Annotated in this window: 11 protein-coding genes; 6 read left to right on the top strand and 5 right to left on the bottom strand. The window is 73.7% G+C overall.

Annotated features, from left to right (window positions below; genetic code table 11):
- Both HEQ75_RS18335 and HEQ75_RS18340 read left to right on the top strand, forming a co-directional pair.
- Window positions 1–494: hypothetical protein (locus HEQ75_RS18335; protein ID WP_168033360.1), on the top strand; the 494-nt coding region annotated here is incomplete at its 5' end.
- A gap of 668 nt (window positions 495–1,162) precedes the next feature.
- The gene (locus HEQ75_RS18340; protein WP_168033362.1) at window positions 1,163–1,714 is read left to right on the top strand and encodes a PEP-CTERM sorting domain-containing protein; all 552 of its coding nucleotides are present in this window, start codon (window positions 1,163–1,165) and stop codon (window positions 1,712–1,714) included.
- A 139-nt stretch (window positions 1,715–1,853) separates the two neighbouring features.
- Here HEQ75_RS18340 and HEQ75_RS18345 read toward each other — a convergent pair whose 3' ends face one another.
- From HEQ75_RS18345 to HEQ75_RS18360, 4 genes are read right to left on the bottom strand one after another with little or no spacing between them, the layout of a single operon-like run.
- Window positions 1,854–2,606 carry an amino acid ABC transporter ATP-binding protein gene (locus HEQ75_RS18345; protein WP_235961918.1) on the bottom strand — a complete coding sequence of 251 codons (753 nt, stop codon included), beginning with the start codon at window positions 2,604–2,606 and terminating at the stop codon, window positions 1,854–1,856.
- Window positions 2,603–3,256 (bottom strand): amino acid ABC transporter permease, encoded by a 654-nt coding sequence (locus tag HEQ75_RS18350; protein ID WP_168033364.1) that lies wholly within the window; start codon window positions 3,254–3,256, stop codon window positions 2,603–2,605. Before HEQ75_RS18350 ends, HEQ75_RS18345 begins: the two co-directional genes overlap by 4 nt.
- Window positions 3,253–3,879: an amino acid ABC transporter permease gene (locus tag HEQ75_RS18355; RefSeq protein WP_168033366.1), complete on the bottom strand. Its 627-nt coding sequence runs from the start codon at window positions 3,877–3,879 to the stop codon at window positions 3,253–3,255. The genes HEQ75_RS18350 and HEQ75_RS18355 overlap by 4 nt, the downstream gene beginning before the upstream one ends.
- 45 nt (window positions 3,880–3,924) lie before the next feature.
- The gene (locus HEQ75_RS18360; protein ID WP_168033368.1) at window positions 3,925–4,752 is read right to left on the bottom strand and encodes a transporter substrate-binding domain-containing protein; all 828 of its coding nucleotides are present in this window, start codon (window positions 4,750–4,752) and stop codon (window positions 3,925–3,927) included.
- A gap of 188 nt (window positions 4,753–4,940) precedes the next feature.
- Here HEQ75_RS18360 and HEQ75_RS18365 point away from each other — a divergent pair, with 188 nt between their 5' ends.
- Together HEQ75_RS18365 and HEQ75_RS18370 are read left to right on the top strand one after the other, a co-directional pair.
- Window positions 4,941–5,897 carry an isopenicillin N synthase family dioxygenase gene (locus HEQ75_RS18365; protein ID WP_168033370.1) on the top strand — a complete coding sequence of 319 codons (957 nt, stop codon included), beginning with the start codon at window positions 4,941–4,943 and terminating at the stop codon, window positions 5,895–5,897.
- Window positions 5,897–6,631, top strand: a complete 735-nt coding sequence (locus tag HEQ75_RS18370; protein ID WP_168033372.1) for a UTRA domain-containing protein — start codon at window positions 5,897–5,899, stop codon at window positions 6,629–6,631. The genes HEQ75_RS18365 and HEQ75_RS18370 overlap by 1 nt, the downstream gene beginning before the upstream one ends.
- Window positions 6,632–6,668: 37 nt before the next feature.
- On the opposite strand, the gene HEQ75_RS18375 is transcribed toward HEQ75_RS18370, so the two are convergent.
- Window positions 6,669–7,403: a SapC family protein gene (locus HEQ75_RS18375; RefSeq protein ID WP_168033374.1), complete on the bottom strand. Its 735-nt coding sequence runs from the start codon at window positions 7,401–7,403 to the stop codon at window positions 6,669–6,671.
- 167 nt (window positions 7,404–7,570) lie between these two features.
- Between HEQ75_RS18375 and HEQ75_RS18380 the strand changes: the two genes are divergently transcribed.
- Entirely contained in the window at window positions 7,571–9,313 is a 1,743-nt protein-coding gene (locus tag HEQ75_RS18380; RefSeq protein WP_168033376.1) for a ShlB/FhaC/HecB family hemolysin secretion/activation protein, read from the top strand.
- A gap of 47 nt (window positions 9,314–9,360) precedes the next feature.
- Window positions 9,361–18,372 (top strand): two-partner secretion domain-containing protein, encoded by a 9,012-nt coding sequence (locus HEQ75_RS18385; RefSeq protein WP_168033378.1) that lies wholly within the window; start codon window positions 9,361–9,363, stop codon window positions 18,370–18,372.

Below are 18,372 nucleotides of genomic sequence, written 5' to 3' on the forward strand. Positions count from 1 at the left end.
CGCCGCGACCGGTGGCGGCGGCGCTGGCGGTGCCGGAAGGCTGCGTGGCGATGGCGGAAGGCGGTCTGGCCTGCGGCGGCACGCGGGTCGCCGCCCGCCTTCTGCGCTTCGACCCGGCGAGCAACTGGGCCGCGGTGGCCGCGGCGCGGCGCAGCGCCGCCGGCACCGGCGATGACGAGGCGCTGACCTTCCAGGTCAATGGGCCGGGCATGGCGTGGCAGGTGCGCCGGGAAGCCGGGCGCAGGGCCCTGGTGGCGGTGGGCGCCTGGCGCGACGGCGTGCCGGCTGGCGACGGGTTGCGGGCGCGCCTGGCCCAGGCGGCCTCCGCCCTTCGCGGCGGCGGCCCGGCGCCGGTGCTGGCGGTGGTGGAGATCCGACCGGATGAAGCCGCCTCCACCCGCCCGGGCAGCCTGCGCGGCCTGGTCGCCGGCCTGCTGCTGGCGCAGCAGGATGGGCTGGCCCGGCAGGCCGCTTCCCTGTCCCGCACCCGCTAGTGCATCTTCAAGCCTTGCGGCTTCGCAAGGCGACTCGGAAAATGCGTCGAAACAATAGGCTGGAGCCGTTTCACCGTCTTCGCTTGCGGTGAAACGGCTCTAACCCCACGCGCGAACTCCCGACCTGCGGCCCGAAGGACCGAGCGGCCGCATGGGCGCCGCGGCAAGTGCCGCGAAGCCAAGCCGCGCGGATGCGCGGCGCGCGGCGCCTGAGGGACACGAAGGTGAAACCTTCGTGCGGCTGGTATAACCCCCCGGCTATCGCCGCGTCTGCCACGGGTCGGACCGGCAAGGTCCGGCCCGTTTGCGTGGACCGGGCGCGCCACCGGGCGGCATCGCAGCCATTGCCGTGCGGTCTGCTTCAGCCTTGCTGCGCACAATGAATCGCGCCGCCAACAGTGCGATTCACCAAAGGTTCCGACGTCCAATTCTTTGTTGACGTCCCGGTGGACGATAGGTTTAGCTCCACAGTCTACAGCGTTGCTCGGCCATATCGGGGTTTCATTGCCGATATGCTGCGTCGGGCCGCTTTACGCAAGCGGTGTTGCAACCACTGCGAATCCCTATTTTATTGTTTGTAATCAGAGTACTGGGGAGTTGGCCCGGGGTTTGCAGTGTCCTGTCCCGGATCGGTCGATGTTCGGCGGATCGCAGTAGGGATAGATGATATGAAGAAGGCTCTCCTCGGCGCCGTTGCCGCACTCGCCATCGCCGCGATGGCCGCGCCGGCCATGGCTGGTCCGATCGGTGCTGGCAGCACGCTGTCGATCACCGGCGTGAACAGCGTTTCCGAAACCCAGATCACCTTCCCCTCCGAGGGCTCGCTGCTGGTCAGCACCGGCGACTTCGCCGCACTCGGCACCTGCTTCGAGTGCGTCGAACTGCAGACCATCACCTACGCGCCGACGGTGAATGGCGGCCTGCTGTTCACCATCACCAACAACCTGCTGACCACCAGCTTCTCGCTGGACGATGGCGCGACGGTCACCGAGGTTGCCGGCTCCCCGGGCACGCTGAACATCGTCGGCACCGGCACCGCCTCGCTCACCGGCTATGACGACACCATCGGCACGCTGGCCTTCTCCACGCAGAACGGCCTGGCGCAGAACGTGACCTTCTCCGCCACCGTCACCGCGGTGCCGGAGCCGGCCTCGCTGGCGCTGTTCGGCACCGCGCTGCTGGGCATGGGCCTGGTGCGCCGCGCGCGCCGCAAGGTCTGACTGCGCCGCGCGCGCCGCAAGGTCTGACTGCACCGCGCGCGCCGCAAGGTCTGACTGCGCCGCGGCGCCGTCAGGTCTGATGGCGCCGCGGGTCCAAGGGGAACGCGCGTCCGGCATCGCCGGGCGCGCGTTTCGCGTTTCAGGCGTCCCGCGCCCAGGCGACGCGGTCGAGGTAGGTCTGCAGGAAGCCGCGCACGCGCGGTTCGGCCTGGGTGCCGAACAATTCCGCCGGCGGTGCCGCCTGCACCACGACCCCGTGGTCGAGGAACACCACGCGCGTCGACAGGCGGGCGATGAAACCCATTTCGTGGCTCACCACCAGCATGGTGGTGCCGGCCTGGGCCAGGTCGCGGATCACGTCCAGCACCTCGGTCGTCAGCTCCGGGTCCAGCGCCGCGGTGGGCTCGTCGAACAGCAGCACGCGCGGTTCCATGGCCAGGGTGCGGGCGATCGCCACGCGCTGCTGCTGGCCGCCGGACAAGGCCGCCGGTTTGCGCCCGGCCAGCGCCGCCAGGCCGACGCGGGCCAGCGCGGCTTCCGCCTTCGCCTGCGCCGCGGCCGCCGGCATCTTCCGCACCAGCCGCAGCGCCAGGGCCACATTCTCCCGCGCCGTCAGATGCGGCCACAGGTTGAACTGCTGGAAGACCATGCCGATGGCGCCATCCCCCGGCCGCGCCACCCGCCCTTCCACCAGCACCGTGCCGCCGGAGATCGGGTCGAGCCCGGCGATGCAGCGCAGCAGCGAGGATTTGCCGGACCCGCTCGGCCCGATCACGCCGATCGCCTCGCCCGGCATCACGTCGAGGTCGATGCGGCGCAGGATCTCCACGTCGCCCACGCGCCGTTCCAGCGCGCGCACGGCCAGCATCGGGGCCATCACCGGCGCGCTCATGCCGCGAGCGCCCGGGCGATGCGGCGTTCCGCGTGGCGCGAGGCCCAGGCGGTGGCCTCCACCAGCGCCCAGTAGACCAGGGCCAGCACCAGCGTGGTCTCGGCGAAGGCGAAGGTGGCGGAGCCCACGCCCTGCACGCGGAAGGTCAGCTCCGGCACCGTGATGATCGAGAGCACGGCGGTTTCCTTGATGAGGATGACGGCAAGGTTGACCAGCGAGGGCAGCACCGCCAGCGCCATCATCGGCAGCATGATGCGCAGCACCGCCTGCGGCCGGGACAGGCCGAGCAGCCGCGCCGCCTCCAGCTGCCCTGGCGGCACCGCCATGAAGCCGGCGCGGAACACCTCGCTGAAATAGGCCGCGCCGTAGACCGACAGCGCCACCCAGCCGGCGAGGATGGGGGAGAGATCGATGCCGATGAAGGGGCCGCCGAAATACAGCAGGAAGCATTGCACCAGGAAGGGCGTGCCGCGCACCGCCTCCACCGCCGTGGCCAGCGGCCAGGTCAGTGCCGCGGGGGCGAAGAAGCGCACGGCGCCGATGACGAAGCCGGCGGCCAGCCCGGTGCCGACGCCGGCCAGCCAGATCGCCAGCGTCAGCGGCAGGCCCAGCGCCGCGGCGGCCAGGCTGTCGGCGATCGCCTGGATCATGCCGGCCGCCCCGGCTGGCGGCCGCGGGCCAGCAGCATCAGCAGCAGGTTCAGGCCGAGATAGATGGCGCCGCACAGCGCATAGGCGGGCAGCGGCTCGAAGGTGGAGGAGGCCAGCGCCTGGGCGCTGCGCGTCAGCTCCAGCACGCCGACGACGGAGATGAGGGAGGAGGCCTTGACGATCATGATGGCCTCGCTGATCAGGGCCGGCCGCATCGCCTGGGCCGAGATTGGCAGGCGGATGCGCAGCAGGATCTGCAGCCGCGTCAGCCCCAGCAGCCGCGCCGCCTCCACGCCCCCCGGCGGCACCAGGGCGAAGCCGCCGCGCAGGATCTCCGCCATGTAGGCGGCGCAGCACAGGCCCAGCGTGCCCACGGCGGCGACCAGCGGCGGCAGGTCGATGCCGGCGAAGGGCAGCGCGTAATAGGCCAGCAGCAGCTGGATCAGCAGCGGCACGCCGCGGAAGAAGCTGACATAGAGCCGCGCCCAGGGGCGGTCCGCCGCCACCGCCAGCGGCACGCCGAGGGCCAGTCCGACGGCGACGGCGGCCAGCGAGATCCACACCGTCGCCAGCGTCGCCCACGCCATGGAGGGCGCCGCCTCGACCAGGAAATCCCAGCTCATGCCCCGGCTGCGGTCCGCTTCAGGCGGCCCCGCCGCCGGTCCGGATCAGGCATTGGCCTGGGTGATGCGGGCCGGCACCTCGAAGGCCTGGCCGAACCACTTGGTCTGCAGCGCCGCCAGGCGGCCATCGCCGCGCATCGCGTCGATCACGCCATCCACCGCATCCAGCAGCGGCGCACTTTCGGCGTCCTTCCGGCCGAGATAGCCGAAATACACCTTGGCGCCGAAGGGCGGCTGCACCACCGCGAAGACCCGGCGCTGCTGCGCCACATAGGCGATGTTGGGCAGCGAATTGGCCACCGCGACGATGCGCCCGGCTGCGAGGTCCGCATAGGTCTCGCTGAAGGACTGGTATTCGCGGATCTGCACGTTCAGGCCCTTGTCGCGCACGAAGTTCTGCAGCTGCGCCAGCTGCGCGGTGGCCTGGGCGCAGCCCACCGTCTTGCCGTTGATGTCCTCGGGCTTGGTGATGCTGGCATCGCTGGCGCGCTTCAGCAGCGCCACGGTGGCGTCCGCGATCGGGGCGCAGAAGCGGTAGCGTTCCATGCGCGCGCGGGTGATGGTGGCGGGGCCGGCGACCAGGTCATAGCGGCCGGCCTCCAGCCCGGGCAGCACGCCGGGCCAGGGCAGGTCCTGGAAGCGGATGCGCAGGTTCAGCGCCTTGCCCACTTCCGCGAACAGCTCGCTGTTCATGCCCACCTGGCGGCCGCCCTCGGTGAAGTCGAAGGGGGCGAAGTGCAGCTCCGTCGCGATCAGCAGCTCGCCGGCCGCGCGCGCCTTGGCCAGGTTGTCGGCGCGCGCGAGAGAGGGCGCGGCCAGCGCCGCGACGGCGGCCAGGGCGGCGCTGCGCCGCGTGATCAGCAGCTTGGTCATCATGCTCTCCTCGGCCTTGGCGGCCTGCGTGATACGTTCCGGCCGCGCCGGCCCTTCCCCGTGCCCTGCGCCCACGCTGGGCCCCCGGGCAACAGCCGGATCGGCACGCGAAGGTTGACATGACAGGTCATGACCGTAGGCTTGGCCTGCCCGGGTGATCAAGCCCGGATCGATCGGAACATCTCACCATGCCCGACGGCGCCGTCCAACAGGGACTTCCGGTGATCGACCTCGCGGATCGCGGCGGTGGCGCCGATCTGCACAGGGTTGCGGCAGAGATCCGCGCCGCCTGCACAGGCCCTGGCTTCTTCTACATCCGCAACCACGGCGTGCCGGAGGCGGTCATCGCCGCGGCCGTCGCCGCCAGCCGGCGGTTCTTCCTGCTGCCGGAGGCGGTGAAGGTCGAGACGCGGGCCAATCTGGTGCATCGCGGCTGGCACCGGGCCGGCGGCGCGGTGATGGAAGGCGCCACCAAGCCCGATCTGAAGGAATTCTTCTCCATCGGGCTCGACCTGCCGGAGGATCATCCCTTGGTCCTGGCCGGGGAGAAGCTGCGCGGCCCGAACCAGTGGCCGGCGGCGGTGCCGGAGTTGCGCCCGGCGATGGAGGCGTATTTCGCCGCCATCGGCGCCTGCGGCGCGCGGCTGCTGCGCGCCGTCGCCATCAGCCTGGACCTGCCCGCGGGATTCTTCGACCCCTTCTACGGCCTGCCGCTGCAACGCACCCAGGCGATCTTCTACCCGCCGCAGCCGGCCGACGACACGGAAGGCTTCGGCGTCGCCCCGCACACCGATTTCGGCTGCATCACCCTGCTGTGGCAGGATGACAGCGGCGGGCTGGAGGTGCGGGAGAGGCAGTCCGGCGCCTGGATCCCGGCGCCGCCCCTCCCCGGGACGCTGGTGGTGAATGTGGGCGACCTGCTGGGCCGCTGGTCCAACAACCGCTTCGCCAGCACGCCGCACCGCGTGGTCAACCGTTCGGGGCATGAGCGCATGTCCATCGCCACCTTCTACGACCCCGATTTCGCCGCGCCGATCGACCCGCGGGCGCTGGGCGCGGCGCAGCCGGCCTATGAGCCCACCACCTGCGGCGACCATATCCTCGGCCGCTTCGCCCAGGCCTTCGCCTACCGCAAATCGGCCTGATGCCGGCAGGGGAGGCAGGGCCCGCGCCGAAGCCGCTCTATGCCGTGGTCAAGGCCCATGTGACGCAGCGCATCCGCGACGGCAGTTGGCCGCCGGGCACGCGCATCCCCTCCGAGAACGCGCTGGGGCCGCAGCTCGGCGTTTCCCGCATCACCATCAACCGCGCCTTCGCGGAACTGGCGCGGGACGGGGTGCTGGACAAGGTGCCGGGCGTGGGCACCTTCGTTGCCCGCGCCAAGCCGCGCTTCGGCCTGATGACCATCCAGGACATCGCGGAGGAGATCACCGCCCGCGGCATGGCATGGAGCAGCCAGGTGCTGGCGCTGGCGGAGCTGCCGGCGCCGGCCGAAGCGGCCGCGGCGCTGGGGCTGAAGCCCGGCACCGCGGTGCCGCACAGCGCCGTTCTGCATCGGGGCGACGCGGCGCCGATCCAGCACGAGGCGCGCTGGCTGCGCCCCGGCTATTCCGACGGCTACCTGGCGCAGGACTACACGCGCGGCACCACCTTCGCGCATCTGGTCCGCACCGGCCGGGCGAAGGAGATGGAGCAGTCCATCACCGCCATCCTGCCGGATGCGGCGCTGGCGCGGCTGCTGGCGGTGCCGCGCAACCAGCCCTGCCTGGTGATCCGGCGCGTCACCTTCACCGATGGCGTACCGATGACGCTGTCCCGCCTGGTGCAGCCGGCGGACCGCTTCGAGATCGCCGGCCGCGCGGTGCTGGAGAACGGCTGAGCCGCCGCGCGGAATCGCGGCCTCCAGCCCCAGGCGCTCAGGGCATCTCGGCAAAGCCCTGGATCGAGCCGAGATGGGCGTAGATCGCCTCCAGCTGCCCGGCATCGCGCAGCGCCGCCAGCGCGGCGCCGTCCAGCCGGCCCAGCGCCGCACGGTCCACGGCGCGGAAGCCGGTCACCTGCAGCGGCCCGCCGGGGCGCGGCACCTTGGCGGTGGACGGTGTCAGCAGGCCCAGCCGGCCGAGGGTGGCGGAGAATTCCGCCGTGCGGCGGAAGGCCGCTTCCGCGTCGCGCGCGGTGGTGAAGGCCTGCTGCAGCAGCAGGGTCGGCTTGCCCTCCGCGTCGAACAGCGGTTCGCCCTCCTCGCTCGACAGACATTCCGCCTGCGGGTCAAGGCAGAGCACGAGCTGGTCCGGCGCGGTGCCGGAGGGGACCAGCAGGAAGGGGTAGCGCCGCAGATGCACCGGCACGTAGCTGCCGGCCTGCCAGGTGCCATCGGGGGCGAGGCCGCGCGGCGCATCGCCATCCGCCAGGCGCAGCAGCACCACCGGCACATGCGGCGCGGCATCGGCGAAGACCAGCGGCAGGTGGCGGCCCAGCAGCGCCATTTCCTCCATCGCCACCGGCAGGGCACCGGTACGGGTGGCCGCCGCCAGGCGCAGCGCCGGGCGCAGCCGCAGCGCGCGATGGCGTTCCGCGGTCACCGCCTCCACGGCGCGATACAGGGTGGGCAGGCCGGTCGCCGCGGCGCCGGGGGTGGGTGCGGTGCTCATGCGCGGACCCTAGTCCGGACCGCCGCCCCCGGCCAGCCTCTCCCGCAACCCTCCGCCAGAACGTCATCCTGCGGCCGGCGGATGCGTGGCTTGCGCTTCGTGCGCAAATGTTACGTTATAGGCAAGAACGACGACCAAGCGGCTTTTCCCAGGGGTGGTATCGACGCATGTTGCGACCCAGGTTGTTCGCCCTGCTACTGCCGGTCCTCGCCATGCCCGCCCTGGCGCAGGTGCCGGCCCCGCCGCCGCTGAGCCCCGGTCAGATCGAGCGGGTCGCCCCGACGCCGCCGCCGGCGCTCGCCCCTTCGCTGCGCCCGGCGCTGCCGCAACCCGCCGAAGGGCCGGGCGCCGCCCTGCGGGTCCGTATCACCGGGCTGCGCATCACCGGCAACGAGGCCCTGCCCGAAGCCCCGCTGCGCGCCCTGCTGGCGCCGCTGGTGGGGCAGGAGGTGCCGCTGGCGGCCATCGAGGATGCGCGCATCGCCGCCATCTCCGCCTATGGCCAGGCGGGCTATCCCTTCGTCACCGCCTCTGCCGGCCTGGTGCCGGAAGCGGGCGGCAGCGTGCTGGTGCTCTCGGTCATCGAGGGCCGGATCGAATCGGTGAAGCTGGATGGCGACATCGGCCCGGCCGGCACCCAGGTGCTGCGCTTCCTGGCGCCGCTGGCCGGCAGCGGGCCGGTGCGCACTGCGGCACTGGAACGGGCCCTGCTGCTGGCCGGGGATGTGCCGGGCGTCATCGTGCGCAGCGTGGTCCGGCCGCTGGAGGGCGGGTCTTCCGGCGCGCTGGAACTGGTGGCGCGCGTGTCCCGCCGGGCCGTGTCGGGTTACCTTTCGGTGGACAACCGCGGCTATCGGCTGACCGGCCCGCTGCAGGGGCTGCTGGCCGTCGGGGCCAACTCCTTCACCTCGATGGGGGAGCGGGTGGAGGCGCTGCTGTTCCAGTCGCAGGACTACGAACAGACGCTGGGCCAGGTCTCGGCCGAGGCCTTCCTCGGCGGTTCCGGCCTGCGCATGCGGCTTTATGCCGGCTATGGCGTGACCCGGCCGGGCTCCTTCCTGGCGCAGCTGGGCTATGACGGCACGGCGCTGCTGGCGGGGGTGGGTGCGAGCTACCCGATCATTCGCACCCGGCCGCTGAACCTCTACACCGCGCTGCAGTTCGACATGCTGGACAGCGAGGTGGAGGTCGGCACGCCCGGCCGGCGGCAGAGCCTGGACCAGAGCCGCGTCCTGCGCTTCGGCTTCGAGGGCCAGTCGCTGGATTCGCTGCTGGCCTTCGCCCCCGAAGCCGCCGTCACCACCGCCAATCTGCGCGTGCACCAGGGCACCGACTGGCTCGGCGCGAGCGACAGCGCCGCCACGCCGGGCCGCGTCGGCAGCGATTTCGGCTTCACCAAATGGACCGCCGAACTCTCCCGCAGCCAGCCGGTCGCCATGCTGGCGGAGGGGCTGATGTTCAGCGTCTACGGCCTGGTCGGCGGCCAGCGCAGCGACGACGTCCTGCCGTTGTCGGAGAAGTTCCTGTTCGGCGGCAACCGGCTGGGCCGCGGCTTCTATGCCGGGCAGGTCACCGGGGATACCGCCTTCGGCGCCAGCGGCGAGCTGCGGCTGGATGTGCGGCCTGCGCCCTTCCGCATCCCCGGCCTCGGCGAGGGCGACGCGACGGTCCAGCCCAGCGCGCAATTCTACCTGTTCCGCGACTTCGGCCAGACCTTCGAGAACCTGACCACGGACCCGGATCGCACCGTCGAATCCTGGGGCGGTGGCGTGCGGCTCTTCCTGGCCGAAGGGATCCAGCTCGACATCGAGGCGGTGCAACGCCTGACCCGGCAGGTCGATGCCGCGGGCAGCAGCGTGAAACCGCTCTCCGAGACCGCCGGCTTCTTCCGCCTGCTCACCCGCTTCTGAGGGCGCATCCCATGACCCCGAGCCCGAAGCCGCGCCTGGTTCCGCAAATGCGCGCCCGCCTGCTGGCGACCAGCGCCCTGCTGCCGGTCCTGGCCGCTGCCCCCGCCCTGGCGCAGGCGCCGAATGCCGCGCCCAGCGGCGGCCAGGTGGTGGCGGGCGCCGCCAGCATCAGCCGGACCGCGACCACCACGACCATCGACCAGGCAAGCCAGCGCGCGGCGATCGACTGGCGCGGCTTCGATGTCGGCGCCAACCAGGCGGTGCGCTTCAACCAGCCCTCGTCGGCCGCCTGGACGCTGAACCGGGTGAACAGCCCGGATCCCTCGCTCATCGCGGGCCGCATCACCGCCAATGGCGGCATCGCCATCGTCAACCAGTCCGGCGTGGTCTTCGCGCCCGGCGCGCAGGTGAATGTCGGCAGCCTGATCGCCAGCGCGGCGAACATCACCACGCAGAACTTCATGGCCGGCCGCATGGTCTTCGACGGTGCGCCGCGCCCCGGCGCCCGGGTGGAGAACCACGGTCGCATCACCGTGGCCGATCGCGGCCTGGCCACGCTGGTGGCGCCGGGCGTCGCCAATGCCGGCGTGATCCAGGCCCGGCTGGGCCGGGTGGCGCTGGCCGGCGCCGAGACCTTCACACTCGACCTCGCCGGCGATGGGCTGGTGTCGCTGGACGTGACGCAGGCGGTACGCCAGGCGCCGGGCGGCGGCGTGGCGCTGGTGACCAATTCCGGCCTGATCGAGGCCGCGGGCGGCACCGTGCTGCTGACGGCGGAAGCGGCGCGCGGCGTGGTGGACACGGTGCTGCGCAACACCGGGCGCATCAGCACCGATGCCGCCGGCGGCGGCGGCCAGGTGGCGCTGCGCGCGGTGGGCGGCGAGGCGCGGATCGATGCCGGCCACATCTCCGCCGATGCCAGCGCCGGGCGTGGCGGGCAGATCGCCGCCACGGCGCCGGGCGGTGCGGTGGTGGTGGCGCAGCCGGCGCGGCTGAGCGCTTCCGGCGCCGCGGGCGGCGGCACGGTGCAGCTGGGCGGGGCGACCACGCAACGCGTCTCCGTCGCCGGCATTGTGGCGGCTGCGGGCACCGGGGCCGCGGTGCGCGGCGGGCTTGTGGCGGTGCAGGGCAAGACGCTGGTGGCGCTGGAGGCCGGGGCGAAGCTCGATGCCTCCGCCCCCGGCGGCGGCGGCACCATCCTTGCGGGCAGCACCGGGCGCGGGCGTGACGGCGCCCTGGCCGCCACCACGCGCATTGCCGCCGGCGCCAGCCTCACCGCCGATGCGACGGCGGCCGGGCAGGGCGGCAGCATTGTCATCAACAGCCTGTCCGAAACCGCGATGCAGGGCGCGCTGTCCGCGCGCGGCGGCGCGGCGGGCGGCGATGGCGGCTTCATCGAGATCTCCGGCCAGGCGGCGCTGGCCATTGCCGGCACGGTGGATCTGCGCGCGCCCGCCGGGGCGAACGGCACCCTGCTGTTCGACCCGCTGGCGATCGAGGTGGTGGCCGTGCAGCCCGACGCCGGCGATCTGGGGCCGGAGGATGCGAACCAGGCCGGCGGCGCCGCGCTGATCCAGGCCAATACGGATGCCGGGGGCACGCTGTTCGTGCTGAACACGGACATCAACGGCTTCGCCGCCAACATGACGCTGGAGGCGGTGAACGGCATCACCGTCTCCGCCGCCATCAACAAGGCGGCCGGCGACCTGACGCTGACCGCCGGCGGCGCCATCGCGCTGAATGCGCCGGTGACGCTGGATGCGGCGGCCACGCTGAACCTGCGCAGCGACGGCGCGGTGACGCAGACCGGCATCATCACCGCCGGCACGCTGGATGTGCGCGGCGCCACCGGCGCCGAAGCCGGCGCCATCACGCTGGATCTGGCGAACCAGGTGGCGAGTTTCGCCGCCGCCTCCTCCGCCGGCATCAGCTTCCGCTCCGCCCTGGCGGGCGGGCTGACGGTGACCGGGGCGACGGCGGCGGCGGACAGCACCCTGCAGGGCGATGCCCGGTTGGCGCTGTCCGGCGATGTCGATGTGGGGGCGGCGAACCGGCTGGACCTGCGCAGCGATGGCGGCGTGACCCAGGCCGGGATCATCACCGCGAGCCTGGTGGATGTGCGCGGCGCGACTGGCGCGGCCGCAGCCGCCATCGCGCTAGACCAACAGAACCAGGTGGCGAATTTCTCCGCCACCGCCTCGGCCGGGGTCGCGTTCCGCTCCTCCCTGGCGGCCGGGCTGGCGGTGACGGGCGTGACCGCCGCGGGCGATTCCACCCTGCAGGGCGATAACGCCCTGGCCCTGACCGGTGCCATCGATGTGGGCGCCGCCAACCGGCTGGACCTGCGCAGCGACGGCGCGGTGACGCAGGCCGGCATCCTCACCGCCGGCACGCTGGATGTGCGCGGCGCCACCGTCTCCGCCGCCGCCTCCGTCGCGCTCGGCCTGGCGAACCAGGTCGGCACCGTCGAGGGGCTCGCGGATGGCGACCTCACCCTGCGCTCCGCCGCGGCGGGCGGGCTGACGGTGACCAATGCGACGGCGGGCGGCAGCCTGGCGCTGACCGCCGATGCCGGCCTGAGCCTGTCCGGCACAGCGGAAGGCACCGGCGGCGTCACGCTGACCGCCGAGACCCTCAGCCTCGCCGGTCCGGTGCGCAGCGGCGCCAATGCCGATGTGACGCTGGTGACGGACACGCTGACGGTGACCGCCGGTGCGGCGCTGCGGGCCGGCACGGCGGGCAATGGCGGCACGCTGGCCATCGGTCCGCGCAGCACCGGCCGCGACATCCGGCTGGGCGGCGCCGGTGCGCCGGCCGACACGCTGACGATCGGCGACGATGTGCTGGCGGTGATCGACCCCCTCACCGCGCGGCTGCTGGTGAATGGTGGCACCACCTCCGCACTGCGCGCGGTGTCGGCCTTGGATTTCGACGCGCTGGGCGTGGAGCAGGTGGAACTGCGTGGCGCCAGCATCGCCGTGGAGGCCGCGCTGCGCGCCACCACGGGGCTGACGCTGGTGGCGCAGAACGATGTGACGCAGACGGCAGCGGGCCTGCTCACGACCAACAGCCTGGCGGCAACGTCCAACGCCGGATCGGTGCTTCTGGCCACTGCCAGCCCGCTGAACGCGGTGGGCGCGGTCAGCGGCAGCGCGGCCACGGACTTCACCTTCGGCGGCACGCTGGCGCTGGCGGCGGGGCCGGTGACGGCCACCGCCGGCGCGGTGACACTGGGCGCGCCCGGCATCACCCTGGCCGGCGCGGTGGCCGCGGGCACGGACGCGACCCTGACGAGCAGCGCCGCCATCGCGCTGGATGCGGCCCTGACGGCCGGCGCCACGGCGCGGCTCCGTGCCGATGGGGCGGTGACGCAGACCGGGATCGTCACCGCCGCCACGCTGGACATCGCCGGCGCCAGCGGTGCGGCCTCCGGCGCGGTGACGCTGGCGCTGGCCAACCAGGTTGGCAGCTTCATCGCGGTCTCCTCCGCCGGTGTCGACTTCCGCTCCGCCATCGCCGGCGGCCTGACCGTGACGGGCATGACGGCGGCGGCGGATTCGACCCTGCGCGGCGACACCTCCCTGGCGCTGTCGGGCGCGGTGGATGTGGCGGCCAACGGGCTGGACCTGCGCAGCGACGGCGCGGTGACGCAGGCCGGGGTCATCACCGCCGGCGCGCTGGATGTGCGCGGCGCCAGCGGGGCGACAGCCGGGGCGATCACGCTCGGCCTGGCCAATCTGGTGACCGGCTTCGCGGCGGCCTCCTCGGGCGATGTCACCTTCAATGCCGCGGGCGCGCTGGGCGTCACCGGCGTGGTGGCCGGCGGCACGGCGGCTCTGACCGCCGGGGGCACCATGACGGTGACCGGCGATGTCACCGGCTCGGACGGGGTGACGCTGACGGCCAGGGCGCTCGATATCCAGGCGCTGGTCGGCAGCGGTGCCGATGCCGGCGTCACGCTGGTGACGGATTCGCTGGTCTCCAGCGGCACCGGCGCCTTCCGCGCCGGCCTCGGCGCCGATGGCGGGACGCTGGAAATCGGGCCACGCACCGCGGGGCGCGCCATCCAGCTTGGCGGCGACAGCGGCGCGCCGCCGGCCGATACGCTGGTTGTCGGCAGTGACAGCATCGGCCGGATCGCCGCCGATACCGCCACGCTGCTGCTGAACGGCGCCGGCACCAGCGCGGTGCGCGTGGCCGGCGCGGCGGACCTGGCGGCGCAGGGCGTGGAGCAGGTGGAGTTGCGCGGCGCCACCATCGCGGTGGAGGCGGCGCTGAGCGCGGCCGAGGACCTGCTGCTGCGCGCCGATGGCGTGGTGACGCAGACGGCGCTGCTGACGGCCGATACGCTGGCGGTGCGCGGCGCCACCGGCGCCGCCGCCGACGCGGTGACGCTGGACCTGGCGAACGACATCGGCAGTTTCGCCGCGGTGTCCTCGGCCGGGGTGGATTTCCGCTCGGCGGGCGCCGGCGGGCTCTCGGTGACCGGGCTGACGGCGGTGACGGATTCGCGCCTGCGGGGCGACGTGTCCCTGGCGCTGACCGGCGCGGCGGCGGTCGGCGCGGCGACGCTGGACCTGCGCAGCGACGGTGCGGTGACGCAGGGCGCGGCCCTGACCGCCGGCACGCTGGATGTGCGCGGCGCGACCGGCGCGGCGGCCGGGGCGGTGACGCTGGACCTGGCGAACCAGGTCGGCAGCTTCGCGGCCGACTCCTCGGCGGGCGTCAATTTCCGCTCGACCCTGGCGCTGGAGGTGACGGGGGTGACGGCGGCGGCGGATTCCACGCTGCGCGGCGATCCCTCCCTGGTGCTGTCCGGTGCGGTGGATGTGGGGGCGGCCAGCCGGCTGGACCTGCGCACCGATGGCCCGGTGACACAGACCGCGGCGCTGACCGCCGGCACGCTGGATGTGCGTGGCGCGACGGGCGCGGCGGCGGGGGCGATCGCGCTGGAGCTGGCGAATTCGGTCGGCAGCTTCGCGGCCGCATCCTCGGCCGGCGTCGGCTTCCGTTCCACCCTGGCGCTGGACGTGACCGGGGTGACGGCGGCGGCGGATTCCACGCTGCGCGGCGATCCCTCCCTGGTGCTGTCCGGTGTGGTGGATGTGGGGGCGGCGAACCGGCTGGACCTGCGCAGTGACGGTGCGGTGACGCAGACCGCGATCATCACGGCGGATACGCTGGATGTGCGGAACGCCGACGGCAGCGCGGCGGCCGGGGCCATCACGCTGGACCTGGCAAACGAGGTGGGCCATTTCGCGGCCGCCTCCGCCGCGGGCGTTTCCTTCCGCTCGGCGCTGGCGGCGGGCCTGGACGTGACCGGGGTGACGGCGGCGGCGGATTCCACGCTGCGCGGCGATACGGCGCTGGCGCCGTCCGGCGCGGTGGATGTGGGGGCGGCGAACCGGCTGGACCTGCGCAGCGATGGGGCGGTGACCCAGACCGCGATCATCACGGCGGAGACGCTGGATGTGCGCGGCGCCACCGGCGCGGCGGCGGGCGCCGTCACGCTGGGCCTGGCGAACCAGGTGGGCCGCTTCGCGGCGGTTTCGTCCGCCGCCGTTTCCTTCCGCTCGGCGTTGGCGGCCGGGCTGGAGGTGACGGGCGTGACGGCGGCGGGGGATTCGGCGCTGCGCGGCGATGCGGCGCTGGCGCTGTCCGGCGCGGTGGATGTGGGCGCGGCCAACGCGCTGGACCTGCGCAGCGACGGCGCGGTGACCCAGGCCGCGATCCTCACGGCCGATACGCTGGACGTGCGAAGCGCCGACGGCAGCGCGGCGGCAGGGGCGATCACGCTGGAACTGGCGAACCAGGTGGCGGGCTTTGCCGCCACGTCGTCGGGTGGCGTGGCCTTCCGCTCCGCCCGACCTGGCGGCCTGACGGCGACGCAGGTGGAGGCCGGCGCCGCGCTGGCCCTGACGGCGGATGCGACGCTGGCCAGCACGGGCACGATCCTCAGCACCGGCAGCACGGTGACGCTGGCCGGTGCCGCGGGCGTGACGCAGAGCGCCGGCAGCATCGCCGGCAGCGGCGCGGTGGCACTCACCGCCTCGGCCGGCGCGGTGGCGACGGCGGGCAGCGTGACCAGCGGCGCGGGCGTGACGCTGGCAGGCAGCACGGGCGTGACGCAAAGCGCCGGCAGCATTGCCGGCAGTGGCGCGGTGGCGCTCATCGCCAGCGCCGGCAGTGTCACCGCCGATGCCAGCATCAGCAGCACCACCTCGGGTGTCGCCCTCAGCGGCCAATCCGGGGTCGCCCAGGCGGCGACGGGCATCATCACCGCCGCCGATGCGGTGGCGCTGACGGCGTCGGGCGGCGCGGTGGCGACGGCGGGCAGCGTGAGCAGCAGCGGCGCGGGCGTGGCCCTGGAGGGCAGCACGGGCGTGACGCAGAGCGCCGGCAGCATTGCCGGCAGCGGCGCGGTGGCGCTGACGGCGTCCGGTGGCGCGGTGGCGACGGCGGGCAGCGTGAGCAGCAGCGGCGCGGGCGTGACCCTGGCAGGCAGCACGGGCGTGACGCAGAGCGCCGGCAGCATTGCCGGCAGCGGTGCGGTGGCGCTCACGGCCTCCGCGGGCCGTGTCGACGCCGCTGCGACGGTCACCAGCAGTGGCGCTGGAATCACACTCAGCGGTCAGGCCGGGGTGGGTCAGGCGGCAAGCGGCATCGTCACCGCCGCCGATGCGGTGGCGCTGACGGCTTCGGGCGGTGTGGTGGCGACGGCCGGCAGCGTGGCGAGCACCGGCGCCGGCGTGTCGCTTGCCGGCGCCTCCGGCGTGACGCAGAGCGCGGGCAGCATCCAGGGCGCCGATGCGGTGGCGCTGACGGCTTCAGGCGGTGTGGTGGCGACGGCCGGCAGCGTGGCGAGCACCGGCGCCGGCGTGTCGCTTGCCGGCGCGTCCGGCGTGACGCAGAGCGCCGGCAGCATTGCCGGCAGCGGCGCGGTGGCGCTGACGGCTTCAGGCGGCGTGGTGGCGACGGCCGGCAGCGTGGCGAGCACCGGCGCCGGCGTGTCGCTTTCCGGCGCGTCCGGCGTGACGCAGAGCGCCGGCAGCATCCAGGGCGCCGGCGCGGTCGCACTGGTTTCCAGCACCGGCGGTGTCGTCGCCGATGCCAGCTTGCGCAGCACGGCGGCGGGCGTGGCGCTCAGCGGCCAGACCGGCGTGACACAGGCCGCGGGGGGCAGCGTGGCGGCGGTGGATGCGGTGTCGCTGGCAGCGGCCGGCGGCGCGGTCACCACCGCCGGCACCGTGCAGTCGAGCGGCGCCGGCGTGGCGCTGTCCAGTCAGTCCGGCGTCACGCAGTCCGGCGGCAGCATCGCCGGGGCGGAGGCTGTGGCGCTGACGGCATCGGGTGGCGCGGTCAGCACCGCGGGCACGGTGCAGTCCAGCAATGCGGGCGTCAGCCTCACGGGCCAGGCGGGCGTCACCCAGTCCGGCGGCAGCATCACCGGCAGCGGTGCCGTCGTGCTGACGGCATCGGGCGGGGCGGTCAGCACCGCCGGCACGGTACAATCCAGCGGCGCGGGCGTCGCGGTTTCCGGCCAGTCGGGCGTGACGCAGTCGGGCGGCAGCATCGGCGGCAGCGGCGCCGTGGCGGTGACGGCCGCCGGCGGCGCGGTGGCGATTGCCGGCAGCGTCCAGTCCACCGGCGCCGCGGTCGACCTGTCCGGGCAATCCGGCACGCTGGCCAGCGGCGGTTCGGTGCGCGGCGCCGGGGCGGTCGCCTTCACCGCCACCAGCGGCGCGGTTTCCACCGCCGGCACCGTGGTCAGCGACACCGCCAATGTCGTCCTCAACGCGGCGGGCGACATCACCCAGGGGGGCGGCCGCATCGCCGCCGCCGGCACGGTGGAGTTGGTGAGCAAGGGCGCCATCAGCGCCACGGCCGGCCGCATCGAGGCGGCGATCCTGCGGGCCGAGGGCGGGTCCATCGACATCGGCCGCTTCAGCAGCGACCCGTCCAGCCCGACCCACGCCCTGATCGTGCGGGAGATGCAGGCCAGCCGCGCGACGGCCGGCCGCGCGCTCATCGAACTCCAGGGTCTGGCCGATGGCACGGAAACCGTGGTGAGCGGGCCGCAGACCGCGACGCAGGGCTACACCCTGCGCTCCACCGGCAACCTGCTGCTGCGGGACGCGGCGGTGCAGGCCGGAAGCGGCGATGCGCGGATCCAGGCCGATGGATTCCTGCGGCTCGACCCCGGCAGCAGCGTGACCGCACCGGGCGTGGTGCGGCTGGCCGCGGGCCAGTCCACCGCCCTGGCCCAGGCGCTGAGCCTGGAGGGCGTGGCGCTGCAGGGCAACCAGCTGGAGCTGGTGGTGGGCCAGGCCGGGCGTTCGGACGGACGGGTCGTGGTGGTGTCCAGCGAGATCCGCGCCGGCACCTCCGTCCTGTTCGCTGCCGGCGGCAGCGTTGCCACCAGTGACGTGGCGGTGGTGCAGACCGACCTCGCCCGGCTGCCGCTGGTGATCTACGACACCCGCCGCAGCGGCACCGCATTCCGCGCCACCCCCGGCGCCGTGACCGACGCCACGGCGGACCGGCCGGGCCTGCAGGCGGTGCAGCAGCCCTGGCAGGTGCGGGCAAGCGACACGCCCGTCGGCGCCCTGGTCTTCGGCGTGGATGATGGCGGCAGCGGCGCGGCCAGTGCCGCCGCGGCCGGCACGGTGACGCTGCTGCTGGATGCCGGTGACAGCCCGGTATTACTGATGCTCGATGGCGGCACCGCCAGCGGCGTGCTGACGGCCGGGCGGCTTGGTGTGCATGGCCTGCCGGGCACGGAGCGGGCGGCGGGCGACAACGTGGTCAGCCTGTCCGGCCAGCTCAACCGCGTCGAGGCCGGCATCGCCGCGCAGTTCGGCCGTTCCACCGCCCGGGCCGCGGCGGATGAGGTCCGCTACCGCTTCAATGAATGCGTCATTGGCGCGGTGAACTGTGCCGGCACCTCGCTGGCGCAGCCGTTTGTCGTGCCGCTGGATACCCGCATCGACATCCGCCGCGACAGGCCGCGGCTCGACCCCGACGTGCTGCTGCCGAATATCGCCGAGGAGGATTACTGA

Origin of the sequence: Falsiroseomonas selenitidurans (genome assembly GCF_012103215.1) — a bacterium.
Taxonomy (GTDB): domain Bacteria; phylum Pseudomonadota; class Alphaproteobacteria; order Acetobacterales; family Acetobacteraceae; genus Falsiroseomonas; species Falsiroseomonas selenitidurans.